This window comes from Brevibacillus sp. JB24b (assembly GCF_051713385.1).
In the GTDB taxonomy this organism is placed as follows: Bacteria; Bacillota; Bacilli; order Brevibacillales; family Brevibacillaceae; genus Brevibacillus_B; species Brevibacillus_B laterosporus.
In genome coordinates this window covers 3,241,189-3,255,278 of sequence record NZ_JBNVQV010000001.1, presented here as the reverse complement: position 1 = coordinate 3,255,278, position 14,090 = coordinate 3,241,189, and the positions used below count along the sequence as shown (strand labels likewise).

Below are 14,090 nucleotides of genomic sequence, written 5' to 3'. Positions count from 1 at the left end.
CGTATCGATAGCTATAAGCTTTTTTCATAGATTTGCTATCTAGATATGGTGCTACTTTTGCCCTTTTCACTCTGTTCCCTCTATAATAGAGGCGGAGGTGTGAGTAGCATGTTAATTTCAGCGACAACCAAACTCTACTATCAAAATCCTTATTGGCGGGAATGTACAGCAACCGTCTTACACCAAGTCACCGATGAATTTCAGAAAAACTGGGTTGCATTTGACCAAACCATCTTTTATCCAACAGGTGGAGGCCAGCCACACGATACAGGATACATAGGGCAACAAAAGGTACTAGATGTTGAAGAGAGAGAGGGAGTAATCTGGCACCAAATAGATAGCCCACTCGTTTCAGATGTAAAGCAAATTCAGATGAGAATGGATTGGGAGCGACGCTTGGATCATATGCAACAGCATGCGGGGCAACATATTTTATCCGCAGCATTTGCTGAGGAATATAGGGCGACTACCATCAGCTTTCATTTAGGTCAAGAAACCTGTACCATTGATTTGGATATGAAAGAATTAACCGATGAGATGGCAAAAGAAGTGGAAGCCTATGCGAATCAAATCGTGCTTGAGAATCGGGATATAACGGCACGTTTTGTAAATGAAGAAGAGCTAGAGAAATATCCGTTACGTAAAAAGCCGACTGTTGAGGAAGATATTCGTCTGGTTATTATTCCGGACTTTGACTACAATCCTTGTGGAGGAACACATCCAAATCGTACAGGTGAAGTAGGCCCGATCCTTATTTTGCAGTGGGAGAAGCATAAGGGGCATATTCGTTTAGAGTTTACAGTAGGTAAGAGAACAGTAGAGCGATTACATAGTAAGCATGCTTTGCTAAGACAGGTTAGCCGTCTTTTACAAACGAATGAAGCTGATTTGCAGGAGGCTGTATTACGATTACAAGCGGAACAGAGCTCAATAGCTAATGAGCTGTTACAAGTAAAAGAAGAGTTGCTCTCTTATGAGTCAGCCGAGCTACTTCGTAAAGCAGAACCACTTCCTGATAGGATGTTTATTACGCAATTGTATGAAGAGCGTCCCTTGTCTGAGCTTCAAAAATTAGCACAGCTCATAACGAATCAGGCAACGAATGCGATTGTTCTTTTACTTACAGGTGGAACGAAGCAACAATTTGTTTGTGCATGTGGGAAAGAGGCACATATTGAAATGAACACCTGGGTAAAACGTATTCTACCACGTGTCGATGGAAAGGGTGGAGGTAATATATTCATAGCACAAGGTGGTGCAGCTTCTACTTATAGTCTGGAGCAAATTCATACATATGCAAGAGAAGAATTGTATGCCTTGCTAGAAAAATAGGTTATTGAACGCTTTCAAAAAAAGCTATACAATAGAAAGTAGTTTTAGATGAAGAAGGTGTAAATTTATGTCAGAGGAACAAGCTCCAAAAAAAGTTAGCCTAGCTGAAGCGATGAAACAAAGACTGGCTCAGAAAAAACAACAGTCAAATGACAAGGAATTTCAAAAAGGGAATCAATCAACTAAAGTTCTAAAGACGCAAAACAACAAGAAGCCTAACAATCAACGTAGAAGAACAGGCGGCTCATAGGATTTTTGACAACCAAAGCTTGGCATGAGCGAATGGAGAAACGCGAAATGTTTCTTGTTCGCTCTTTTACTTTTGAAAGGGTAAGCATAGAGTACGTTCGTTTTATCTATATACAGAAGCACCATGTTTTTCTTCGATAAGCAGGTATTGCCGAACAGTTTTGCCATTTAACTATTGTTGAATGTTATCGAATAAGGTAATATTACAATAATGTAAATCGCATATGGATTGGTTATCATGACATAAAACAATACAAAGACAGGAGTCTAGTGATTATGAGTCTTTTTCTCTCTGTTCTAGGAACAGTTTTTATGGATGTGAAAGGATTTCCGTTTCAAGCATATGAGGCCAAAAACCGGAATCTAGGTAATGTCCAATTTGTTCATGGCGGAGTAGGACGTAACATTGCTGAAAATCTTGGGAGAGCGGGCTGTCCAACCGCTTTTGTATCGGTACTAGAAACAACCGGTATGGGTCCAGACGTTGAGAATCGTTTGAAAGCAGCAAATGTAAGTACGGATTATTCTCATTATACCAAACATGGTGGAATGGGAATGTGGATGGTTATTCTAGATGAGACTGGGGAATTACAAGGCTCTATTTCTCAAATGCCAGATTTAAAACAGATGGAACAATTGATTAAGGATAGAGGAGAAGAAATCGTTCAGGCTTCCTCCCACATTATTACTGAGTTGGACTTAAATCACGAAATCATATCTCTAATCACGAGCCTAGCCAAAAAGCATAACAAACCAATCTATGGTTTGCCAGCTAATATGGAAATCGTGCTTGAACACCCAGAGCTTCTACATGAATTTGATTGTTTTGTTTGTAATAATTATGAAGCGGACAAAATTCTCGGTATTGATTTTACCAATATGGAAACCGCGGATCAATTAGCGGTACTCACTGACTACATGAATCATTCCGGTTTACAACAAATGGTAATTACGTTAGGTGAGAAAGGCTCTGTATTCTATGACAAGAAGACGGGAGCTCGAGGACACCAGCCTGTATTCTCTGTGAATCTAGTAGATTGTAGCGGTGCAGGAGATGCTTACTTCTCTGGTATTGTTATGGGACTCTCTACAGGTTTAACTCTTCAAGAAGCGGTTATATGTGGCACTAGAGTCGCAGGATGGACGATTGAGTCTACAGAGAGCATCTGTCCTGATTTGATGGAGAAAATTGAACAAAACCAAGAGATGCGTGACTTGCTTTTTCGACATAAATTAGTAGGGCAGGCATAGAAAATAAGGAACTAACCCTTGTGGTTGGTTCTTTTTTTTGAAGCTTCTTTTTATACGATTCGTCACAAGATAAGAAAATTATTTTACATAATAATTAATTTTTAACAATGGGTCATGAAGATAAAGTTTATGCTTGTCGTATTTCCTTTATATCCATTAGGCATACTGATTAGCAAAAAAGGCGATGCCTTGTACAGCGTTAGGAGGCATGTAGAAGCAATGATTGGTTATCAAGTAACCTGGCAAGATGGAGGTCAAATTAAAAAAATACTCGATGATTTCTCTATTCCTTATCGTTTGAAAAACCAGGTAGGTCAACTAATTTTTTTGTTTCCCCAGTTACCTTTTGGTAAAGATGTGTTTATTCGCGAAGTATTTTCATTATATGCCAGTACACTTTCTTCCCAAAATGAGCATAGTTAGCTTTTCATCAGAGGGTTGGGTTTCAGCAGAGGTATTTGCTGGTACTACAACCCTTTTTAAATGGAGTAAAAAAAATTAAAAAAACAGTAGTATTGACATTTGATATGTAAAAAAATCCCAAAAAATAAATTGAATTTGGTTTTCAAAATTTTAGTAATACTAAACAAAATAAACTGATTTTTGATTATATACATGCATTACATATGGTTTTTAGCCTATTTCTGATATTTTTTTTCAAATTTAGTGAAACTATTTGCTAAGTCTTGAGTCTATAATAGAAGGGAAAGTTATCCAAAAAAAACACAAAAGGGTAGCAAATGCTTGCCTGATAAAGACCTTTTAAGGGGACAGGCCTTGTATAGGAACTGAAAGGAGTTACAACATGAAAAAAACAAGTTCGATCCTGTCATTGGTGGTGCTCATGTCAACGGCCATCACACCGAGTGCTTTAGCAAGCCAGTTAAAAGCCCCTGTGCTTGTGGCTAGTAACACAGATGCATACCGATCAATGGATCAAATTAATCAAGGAACGTATCTCACGGAGAAAATCATGACGAAGGATGCGGCGAAGAAAACGATTGAATTGGAACGATCGGGGTTACTTACATTAGCGAATGATGTACAAGTATATCAATTATCTGGCGATTCGCTCGTTCCAAAATCTTTGGCAGATGTGCGTGTTGGTGCTGAAAATGTCAGAGTATATGTAAATGGGCAAAATCAAGTCAACCAGTTGATCCTAGAGGGAGAAACACGCGCAGATCGGATGCGCATAGGATTATACAATACAGGCTTTGGTTCGCTTGATCACACTACATTTCAAGCAAAGTCAGCAGAGGGCTTGTACCTTATTGATAAAAAAACGAACCAGCAATATGAGGTTGCTCCCAATCAAGTTGTAAACATCACGAATCAGGGCAACACTCTAACTGTTAGCGTTAATAACCAAACGCTGGTTTCTATGTCGGAACGTCTTTATGTGGTGCCTGCTGATAATAAAGATGGGATGACAGAGGTGTTGAGTCTCAAGCGGGCGCAAGGAACACCTAAATATCGAGGTATGCTGGAAATTAAACCATCCACATCTCATGGTAAGCTATCTATCATTAACGAATTGTCTCTTGAGCAATATTTGTTTCAGGTAGTACCGAGTGAGATGCCAGCATCCTTTGGAGAGGAAGCATTAAAAGCACAGGCAATCGCGGCACGTACATATGCCTTAAGCGATTATTATAGCAATCGCTATGCTGCAAAAGGCTTTCATGTAGATGATAGTACGATGAGTCAGGTTTACAACAATACCCCAGAAAATGCGACCGTGACAAATGCAGTAGAGGCAACAACAGGTCTCATCATGAAGTATCAGGATGAGCTAGTTGATGCACGTTATTTCTCATCTTCTGCTGGAGTGGGGGCAGGACGTCACGAAATTTGGCCTGATACGATTACACAACAGTTTCCAGGAAGCAGTGTTCCTTATTTGATTCCACAGAGCTTTGTCATGGAATCTCAAAAGAAAGAAGGATTTTTACCAGTAACAATTGCAAGTGAGGAAGATATGCTTTCTTTTGTCAAAGATTTATCAATCGTGAGTGTGGATTCCCAATCTCCATTTTTCCGCTGGAAAGTTGAATTATCCAAAGGGGAGCTACAAAATACGATTAACAAGAATCTAGCTGCTCGTGCTGCCGCTGATCCAAATGGGGTATTTATCAGCCATGGTGATGGGGAGTTTGTGAAGGGAACTATTCCTGCTAGCGGTGTAGGTGAACTATATAATCTTTATGTTAATAAACGTGGTCAGAATGGAAACATTCAGGAGTTAATTCTGGAAGGAAGTAATGGTACTTTTAAAGTGGTAAAGGATTACAATGTACGTTATTTGCTTCGTCCTACTAAGAGCTATACCGGTGGTGGAGATGTTATTCTTCATCGAGCTTCGGGTGATTCTTCTCAATATGACACAAAACAAGCAATGAAGAATTACAGCCTGTTGCCATCTGGCTTTGCTGCCTTTGAAGTAAGTCGAGATGAACAAGGTAATCTTCAAAACGTCATCATTTATGGTGGTGGAAATGGTCACGGCGTAGGGATGAGCCAGTATGGTGCCTCGACACTTGATAAGCTAGGGCTACCTGTAGAGCAAATTCTCCAAACCTTCTATCCTAACCACCAATTGGTAAATCTGTATCAATCTTAGAATGTAGAACTTTGTTGAATTCTTGTGTAAATTATGTCATTAAGAAAAGATGGCCGTTTGGTCATCTTTTCTTATAAGGTTTCATTCACAGAAAAAATAGTTTACAATTATTGGATTGTTCACAATCAGACATATTTCTTGATAGTATAGGTGCTACTTTGAAAGGTTTATGGTAAGATATTTTGGTCGGAAACACCTCATACTAGGTAGGACCGGCCGACAATTGATTAAAAGAGAGGCTTACAAAAAATGAATTGGAAAAAATATTCTCTGATAACGTCTCTGTTACTCCTATCTAAATTCTTTTGGTTTAGAATTTTTATCTACGATGACCGCAACCCTTTTCGTTTGCTATGGGCCGAAACAAGCTCTGTTCTGTTGATCGTCGTAATCTTTACCTTACTTTTTTATAAGCGTAAAACATTGATGTATACGATTGCTAACTTTTTATTGTCTAGCTTTATGCTGGCTATCGTTGTGTATTTTTCCTACTATGGAAAAATCATGACCTACCAAGCCTTCATGCAAATCGGACAGGTTAAGGACGTTTCTTCTAGTGTATTTTCGTTAATTAAACCACAGTACTTTGTGCTCTATCTGGATTTAGTTATTTTCTTACTCTGGTATCGATCTGTGAAAAAGAAAAAACAAGAGGTAGCCCAGGCACAGTTGGACATGACTTTGGTAAAACGTCTACTATTAGCAGCTTGTTGTGTGGTGGTTCTGTTCTCTTTAGAGGGGGTAAAAGCAGAACGAACTGCCGGAATTCAAAACGAAACAAAAAAAGCGCAACAACAAGGTTTAATTACTTTTCAGGTCAATAGTTTCTTGAAAGATCAGAAGGTTCCTGTATGGAATGAGGAGTATACAGCACGTATAAAGCAATTAAAAGCTGAACGTGAAAAACAGCAGCCGAAGCAATTATTTGGGGCTGCAAAAGGCAAAAATGTGATGGTTATTCAAATGGAGGCTTTCCAAAACTTTGTGCTTAATAAAAAAATAAACGGTGTTGAGATCACTCCAAATCTAAACGCTTTGATTAAGGAAAGCTATTATTTCCCACACTTTTTCCAACAGGTGGGGCAAGGAAACACCTCAGATGCTGAATTTATTAGCAACACGTCGATTTATCCAGTAGGGACGTCACCGATGTCTGTTTCTTTTGGGGAAAGAGAAATTCCGAGCTTGCCTCGCATGTTAAAGGAACTAGGCTATACTAGTATGACTTTCCACGTAAATAAGGCAGATTTTTGGAATCGAGACGTAATGTATCCGGGGCTAGGTTTTGATAAATATTATGATACTGAATTCTTTGGATATGAGGATATTGTTGGGCTTGGCCCATCTGACGAGATTTTATTTGATAAAACCTTAGGGGTTTTGGAGGAACAACAAAAGCAAAACCGACCGTTCTACTCTCAGATCATTACCTTGTCGGGACACCACCCTTTTGTTATTCCGCAAGAGAAGATCACACTTTCATTACCACCAGCTTGGGAAGGGACAAATGTAGGGAACTATATACAGGCCCAGCATTATGTAGATAAGCAGCTAGGAGCTTTATTTGCGAAAATGAAGCAAAATGGACTCTGGGATAATACGGTTATTGCTCTCTATGGAGATCACTATGGCATCACACAAGACGAACAGGATAAAGATGGGAAACCGATTATCGAGAGCTTGACGGGACATGTTTACGATAAAGTGGATGCGTTCACGGTACCACTGATTGTTAAGGTTCCAGGCAATATAACGGGCAAGACGATGGATAATATGGGTGGTCAGATTGATATTATGCCAACTATCGCTAATTTAGTTGGACTTGATCTTTCAAACACCACTTATTTTGGTCAGGACTTACTCAATACAACGCACAACGTATTGGGAGAACGTTTTTATATGCCAAGTGGTTCCTTTATTAATGATGACATTCTGTTTATTCCTGGTCAGAGCCTTGAAGACGGTTCTGCTACCAATATCAAAACACATGAAGCTGTTGTTGACTTGGAACCTTACAGAAAAATGTATGATGAGATTCTAGAGCTTTTGTCTATATCTGATGCTTACGTGAATCAATTACCAATGCGAGATTAAGCAGGATCATAATTTTTGAAGAGCCGTTGTTTAAAGACGGCTCTTTTTGTTGTATAAACCTAACAAAAGAGGACAGCCTAGCTTTTTTTCGTGTATAATAATGGATATTACACAGACGAAAAGAGGGTTATAATGCGCATTCAATTTCATGGACACTCTTGTGTACAATTGACTCATGATCATCATTCCATCATTATTGATCCATTCTTGACAGGAAATCCTATTGCCACAAGTAAGCCAGAGGATATAAAAGTAGACTATATTTTATTAACGCATGGACATGGTGATCATATTGGTGATGCGGTACAGATTGCCAAACAAAACGATGCTACGATTATTTGTATGGTAGAGCTAGCCCATTATCTAGGCTGGAAAGGTGCCAAAACCATGGGATTTAACATTGGGGGAAAAGTTCAGCTCCCATTTGGCTCAGTAAAAATGACGCAAGCTTTTCATAGTACAGGCATTGTTTTTAACGACGAACAACAGATTATTTATACAGGAATGCCGGCTGGACTCGTCATAAATATGGGGGGTAAAACCCTTTATCATGCTGGAGATACGGGGCTTTTTGGTGATATGAGACTAATTGGTGAGCTGCACCAACCCGATATTGCCTTCTTGCCAATAGGTGACCATTTTACAATGGGACCAGAAGATGCATTACTTGCTGCGGAGTGGACAAGGGCTAAAACAGTCGTACCCATTCACTTTGATACGTTCCCTCCAATCAAGCAGGATGGACATGCTTTTGTTAAGGAATTAGTGAAAAAGGGAGTACAAGGCAAAGTAATGCAACCGGGAGAAAGCTGGGAGGTATAATGGACGATCGACAGATAGAAAGTGTTATTAAACAAATATCAACCCGTCAGCGTGGCATCTTAGGCCAAGAAGAATCTCGCAGAACAGCGGTGCTTGTTCCATTGATCCGTAATGAACGTGGAGAATGGTCTATTTTGTTCGAAAAGCGTGCTTCCACGTTAAGAAGTCAGGCGGGCGAAATTTGTTTTCCAGGTGGACATATTGAACCAAGCGATCACAATGAATGGGAAGCAGCTAGACGCGAAACTTCAGAGGAGCTAGCTCTTGATCCTGGTAAGATCATGTATGCAGGAGATTTAGATATTTTAGTTTTGTCTTCGAGCTTACTAATTTATCCTTATGTTGGGTTTGTGCATACGAAAATCTCTGAGCTTACTCCTAACCCAGACGAGGTGGAGGAAGTTTTTGCTGTCTCGTTACAAACCCTTTTGGGCACCATACCTGATCGTTTTGATATTGACCTACGTTTTGAACCAGGTGAGGATTTCCCATATCATCTAATTGCGAATGGGCGAAATTATAAGTGGAGACATGGAAAGCTACCTGAATATTTTTATGAAGCAGAGGGTCACATTATCTGGGGATTAACTGCACGCATTCTTATGCATTTTTTACAATTTTTTCGCAAGCAATCAAAGAAATAAGTATCAACGAAACTTATCGGAAAAATAAGGGAGACATGGTATATAAGGGACTGAAGTCCTAACTGTATCATGTCTTCTTTGAGTTTTTATTTTTTGAAAAATACAAATAATGAATATAAAATGAATAATTGGGCTGGTAAATGAATTGTATTTTACGAATTTATAGTTCTAGGCTTACCTGTTTTTGCTTATTTAAGAGTAAGGGTACCTTTCGTGTGATTGTAGGTTCCTACTTAACATGCATGGCAATGCTTGGCTTTGTTTACTCTATATAGAAGAAGGAGGAAAGCAATGAAGGGAAAAAACAGTCTTACGCTGTGCTCGCTGCTTACAGTGGTGCTTCTTATGCAGCTGGTATTTACACCTGTTACCGCTTTGGCAGGCAAAATGGAAGCAAGCATGGTTGGCCGTCAGATAGATTCGTTGCTTGAAAAGCTTTCGCAAGAGGATGTAAGCAAAGGGATGTATGCAGGAATCTCTGTATACAATCTAAATAAAGAAGCCTTCTTATATCAGCATGAGGCAGATAAGAATTTTATTCCAGCATCTAATATGAAGCTGTTCATTGCAGCAGCTGCTTTGGAAGAATTAGGTGCTGATTATCAGTTTAAAACCGAAATATATACAGACGGAAAAGTGAGCCAGAATGGAACACTTCAAGGTAATCTCATAGTAAAAGGCTACGGTGATCCAACTTTAGAAACAAAGGATTTACAAAAAATGGCCACTGAATTGAAACAAAAAGGGATCACAGGCATTCAAGGTCAGGTGTATGTGGATGAGAGCTATTTCGATGATATACGTCTGGGGCCAGCATGGATGTGGGATGACGAGGTGTATGCTTATAGCGCACAAATCAGCGGATTGTCTTTACATAAAAATAGCATGGAGGCAGTAATCACACCTGCAAAAGAAGTAGGGAAGCCAGCTTCTGTTAGCATAACACCCATAAATGAGTACGTAAAGGTTATTTCGACTGTCACCACAACGGATAGTAAGGAGAGCGAGGTCACTGTTGAACGAACGATTGGGCATAACCAATTAATCATAAAAGGTACAATTGGAAGAGATGCCATTCCTTATAAAGAAGACGTTACCATGGAAGATCCTGTCCTGTACGTTGGGGATGTGTTTCAGTCTATCCTACAGTCAGAAGGGATTTCGATCATCGGGAAAAAAACGATTCAAAAAACTAGTTTAGTCAAAGGAACACCTATCGTGACTCATTATTCTCGTCCTTTATCAGAGATCGTTCTAGCATTGAATAAAGATAGTGATAATTTTTATGCAGAGATGCTAACCAAGACATTGGGGGCGGTAAAAAAAGGAAGCGGTAGTTGGCATGCTGGTACAGAGGCAATCACCGAGGTGTTACGTGAGGCTAAGTTTCCAGGAACATATTTACAGGTAGATGGATCAGGATTATCTCGTCTTGATTTGATCACACCAAATCAGATGATAGCTCTTCTCCGTTATGTGCAAAAGAAAGAGTATCAAAAAGCATTTGAAGCTAGTTTACCTATCGCTGGTATTGATGGTACATTAAAAAGCCGTATGAAAGAGACCAAAGCAGGTAGTAATCTGATAGCCAAAACCGGTTCAATGGGTGGTGTAAACAGCTTATCAGGGTATGTTACGGCTACTAATGGGGACAAACTTGCTTTCTCCATTATGATTAATGGAATCTATAAATCGAAGTACGCAACTCAGCTACAAGATTCGATTGGGAATGTGCTTGCCGAATACCCTGTTCTACCAGAAATACCCAATGAAGTATCAGCTAAATCGACTTATGAATTAAGTGCACTGCTTGACCCGTTGTGGGAAGATCCAGCTCTAGCCAATGTGCATGGTAGTATGATTGTTACTTCTTTAGATCGAGCAGGATCAAAAGTGACCTTGTATGAACATCAGGCGGATCGTTTGTTGATACCAGGTACGATTATCAAGGAGCTATCAAGCATTGGAGCGCTAGTAACATTGGGAGAGAATTATTCTTTTAAAACAGAAGTGCTCCTGTCGAAACCTGCCAACGCTAGTGGTGTGGTAGAGGGGGATATTATTATTAAGGGCTATGGGGACCCCACTTTACGTGCAGATCATCAAAATGATGAGGGGCAAGGACCCACATTGGAACAATTAGTTGGTTTTTTAACAGAAAAAGGGATTACACAGGTGAATGGTAATATTCTAATTGATCAGAGCTATTTTGACCGTCAGTTAGTAGGATTGGGCTGGCCGTGGGATGCTGAGAAGCAACTTGCGAAAATAAGCGCTCTCACAAGTGAAGCTGGAAAAGTAAAGCTTACTTATAAGCCTGGCTTGAAAAAAGGTGATCCGGTTATCTTTGATATGTGGCCAAAAACAAATTATGTAGTCATCTATCAAGATGCATCCACAGTCGGTAAGGGAGCAAATAATACGTTTATTATGAAAAAAGAACGAGCTAAAAACGTTTTTCGTTTGCTTGGAGAATTGCCAATGGGAACAAAAGAGCAGCAGGAGCTTGTCTCGGTAGAGGAACCAGCCATTTATTCGGGAGTACTATTTCTACAGAAAATGAAGGATGCAGGTATCAAGGTATCGCCTACTAGTAAAGTACTTTTAGGACAAGTGACAAAGGAAGCGATGAAGCTAGGAGAGGTACAATCCTTGGCACTGCAAGATATCCTGACCTTGCAGAATAAAAATGATGATCATTTGATTGCAGAAATGGTCAATAAAACGATAGGAATAAGGAAAGCGGGAAAGGGAACGACTGAAGCGGGGATAGCGGCTACCCAGGAGATTCTGAAGGCCTGGCGTGTAAATACGAATTATGACATGCTTGATGCTTCAGGTGTGACCCGTTATAATCTTCTTTCAGCAAGACAACTAAACGATGTCTTACTTAAATTAGCTGGGCAAAAGGAATATCCATTGTTTTACAACTCCTTACCCATCGCCGGTGTGGATGGGACACTGAAAAACAGGTTAAAACGCACAGATGCTCAGGGAAATCTGCGGGCATTGAGTAGCCAATTACAGGGTGTATCGAGTATTACCGGTTATGTTACTACAAAAAAGAATGAGCGTCTTGCTGTGACGATAATTCTAAACGGTTATACGAGCTCTCCAGAGCAAATGAGCAAATGGGAGGATAAAGTATTGAAATTATTAGCTTCTTATCATGAGTAAATGCCAAAGAGGGTCTGAAGGGGTTGTGATATAGAGGTGAATCTTTTTCGTAGCAAAAAAGGAAAGGTACAGAGAGTAGCCAAGCTCAGCAATAGAGCTTGGCTTTTCGGCACATGTAAAGTGTTTTTTTCCACTCATTCTTCACAAATGTAGCGACTTCTTTTGTGTTCATTTTTTTATACAAGCCTTTACGTAGAAAACGTTCGAACATGTGGGGGAATGAAAGGTCAATATAAAGAAGCCCTAGCTCGTGTGACTGTAGCGGATTTTCCTGTTGATATGCCTGTAAAAAAGACTTGAAGCGTGATGCGTTAAACGTTTTATGTTTACGCATGATCATAAAGTGCATTCGAGAAATGTCCTTGGAAACAAAATCGTGTCGGATGTCTTCCCAATCGATGAGATAAGGAGTGTTTTTGTGAAACATGGTGTTTCGAGGATGGTAATCCCCATGACATAAATAATGTTGATCATCTGGATACGATTTCCATTGGTGGTAAAATGGATAAGCAAGTAACTTTTTATAGGCCCATTCTGCACGCGATCCAAAACGTTTGCAGTAACGTACAATCCATTTGATTTTAGGAGATTCAGAGCGAAGATGCTTCTTATACCACTCATCAATACGTCTTTTATCCGCTTGATATTCATTTTCCCAGTCTAAGGCTCCCATGGCTCTACAGCCAGTTGGGGGAGAAAATCCTAAAGAGCGTTTATGAAACCGACCGATGAGTGAGCCCAGCCTTAAAATGTTTTCCATGGATGAAGCAGTGGGACTTTTTCCTGTAATCCATTCCTGTAAAATGTATTGTTTGTTTTCGAATGTAAAGTATGGTTGTCCGCTTACTGTTGGGTATTCACGTGGGATCAAAATGTTTTTTTCATGCAGATGCTCTTGAGCAGCCCGGATGTAGCGCATACGATTCTTCTGCTCTTGCTTTCCTTTGAGGAGATAAATGCCTTGATCGGTTATGATTTTACTTACATGTACAGATGAGATTCTACTTAAATTTTTACTCGAGCGTATTGTCAATCCATATTGTTCTTTCACTTTTTCCGCAAGACGTTTGTTCATGAGAATGCTCACATCCTCTAAGTCGTTATCTCTTCAGTTTATGACATACGAACAGTTGTGTACCTGTACCACTTGATTCTTGCCAACCGAGCGTCAAAAATCATGGAGCTACATGCTTGGTTTTGGAGTACGGTTGGTGGATTACAAAGTGCTATTTTCTTGGTTTGACAACGGTATGTCCTCATCATACAATGATGCATATGAAAGCAAAGCGGCACACATTTAGATGGAGAGCCGCCTTCGGGAAGGAGATGTGGCTGTATGAACCGTGCACTACTTATTATTGATTATACAGTTGACTTTGTCGCGGATGAGGGAGCACTAACATGCGGAGCACCTGGACAAGCTATTGAGAATCGCATTCTTTCGTTAATCGAAGAGTTTCTGCAAAACGGGGATGAGATTATCATGGCCGTTGATCTTCATGAGGAGAATGATCCTGACCATCCTGAGACAAAACTATATCCTCCTCATAACATTCGTGGGACACATGGCCGCGATCTTTATGGGGGTGTTCAAACGATTTATGAACAAAATAAAGAACGTATGATATGGATGGATAAAACAAGATACAGTTCTTTTACAGGAACCGATTTGGATATTCGTCTGCGGGCAAAAGGTATCACGGAAGTGCATTTGACTGGTGTATGCACGGATATTTGTGTACTTCATACAGCAGTTGATGCGTATAATCGTGGATTTCAAGTGGTCATTCATGAGGATGCCGTGCAAAGCTTTTCGTCTACAGGGCATGAATGGGCCTTGCAACACTTCAAGAATGCGATGGGCGCTACCGTCGTGTCAAAATAAAGGAGCTGCCAGC

The 14,090-nt window shown here is 39.9% G+C and carries 11 protein-coding genes; 10 read left to right on the top strand and 1 reads right to left on the bottom strand.

Annotation, left to right across the window (positions count from 1 at the left end; all coding sequences use genetic code 11):
- The first annotated feature begins 108 nt into the window (after positions 1–108).
- From ACQV1I_RS15220 to dacB, 9 genes are all read left to right on the top strand, one after another.
- Complete coding sequence (locus ACQV1I_RS15220) at positions 109–1,332, top strand: alanyl-tRNA editing protein (RefSeq protein WP_116334041.1); 1,224 nt, start codon at positions 109–111, stop codon at positions 1,330–1,332.
- 67 nt (positions 1,333–1,399) lie between these two features.
- On the top strand, positions 1,400–1,582 hold the full coding sequence (locus tag ACQV1I_RS15215) for a hypothetical protein (protein WP_094699713.1): 183 nt from the start codon (positions 1,400–1,402) through the stop codon (positions 1,580–1,582).
- 275 nt (positions 1,583–1,857) lie between these two features.
- Positions 1,858–2,832, top strand: a complete 975-nt coding sequence (locus ACQV1I_RS15210) for a PfkB family carbohydrate kinase (protein WP_094699714.1) — start codon at positions 1,858–1,860, stop codon at positions 2,830–2,832.
- Positions 2,833–3,051: 219 nt separating this feature from the next.
- Entirely contained in the window at positions 3,052–3,255 is a 204-nt protein-coding gene (locus ACQV1I_RS15205; protein WP_094699715.1) for a hypothetical protein, read from the top strand.
- A gap of 382 nt (positions 3,256–3,637) precedes the next feature.
- On the top strand, positions 3,638–5,455 hold the full coding sequence (locus ACQV1I_RS15200; RefSeq protein WP_116334040.1) for a SpoIID/LytB domain-containing protein: 1,818 nt from the start codon (positions 3,638–3,640) through the stop codon (positions 5,453–5,455).
- A gap of 249 nt (positions 5,456–5,704) precedes the next feature.
- The gene (locus tag ACQV1I_RS15195; protein WP_094699717.1) at positions 5,705–7,549 is read left to right on the top strand and encodes an LTA synthase family protein; all 1,845 of its coding nucleotides are present in this window, start codon (positions 5,705–5,707) and stop codon (positions 7,547–7,549) included.
- Between the two features lie 132 nt (positions 7,550–7,681).
- Positions 7,682–8,371, top strand: coding sequence for a metal-dependent hydrolase (locus tag ACQV1I_RS15190; protein WP_018670600.1), 690 nt, complete (start codon positions 7,682–7,684; stop codon positions 8,369–8,371).
- A complete protein-coding gene (locus ACQV1I_RS15185; RefSeq protein WP_116334039.1) occupies positions 8,371–9,015 on the top strand; it encodes an NUDIX hydrolase in 645 nt (214 codons plus the stop codon). The genes ACQV1I_RS15190 and ACQV1I_RS15185 overlap by 1 nt, the downstream gene beginning before the upstream one ends.
- 291 nt (positions 9,016–9,306) lie before the next feature.
- Positions 9,307–12,192, top strand: coding sequence for a D-alanyl-D-alanine carboxypeptidase/D-alanyl-D-alanine endopeptidase (gene dacB, locus ACQV1I_RS15180; RefSeq protein WP_116334038.1), 2,886 nt, complete (start codon positions 9,307–9,309; stop codon positions 12,190–12,192).
- Between the two features lie 85 nt (positions 12,193–12,277).
- Here dacB and ACQV1I_RS15175 read toward each other — a convergent pair whose 3' ends face one another.
- Positions 12,278–13,267 carry a phosphotransferase gene (locus ACQV1I_RS15175; RefSeq protein ID WP_094699720.1) on the bottom strand — a complete coding sequence of 330 codons (990 nt, stop codon included), beginning with the start codon at positions 13,265–13,267 and terminating at the stop codon, positions 12,278–12,280.
- 261 nt (positions 13,268–13,528) lie between these two features.
- On the opposite strand from ACQV1I_RS15175, the gene ACQV1I_RS15170 reads away from it, so the two are divergent.
- Positions 13,529–14,077, top strand: a complete 549-nt coding sequence (locus ACQV1I_RS15170) for a cysteine hydrolase family protein (protein WP_018670604.1) — start codon at positions 13,529–13,531, stop codon at positions 14,075–14,077.
- The last annotated feature ends 13 nt before the right edge of the window (positions 14,078–14,090 follow it).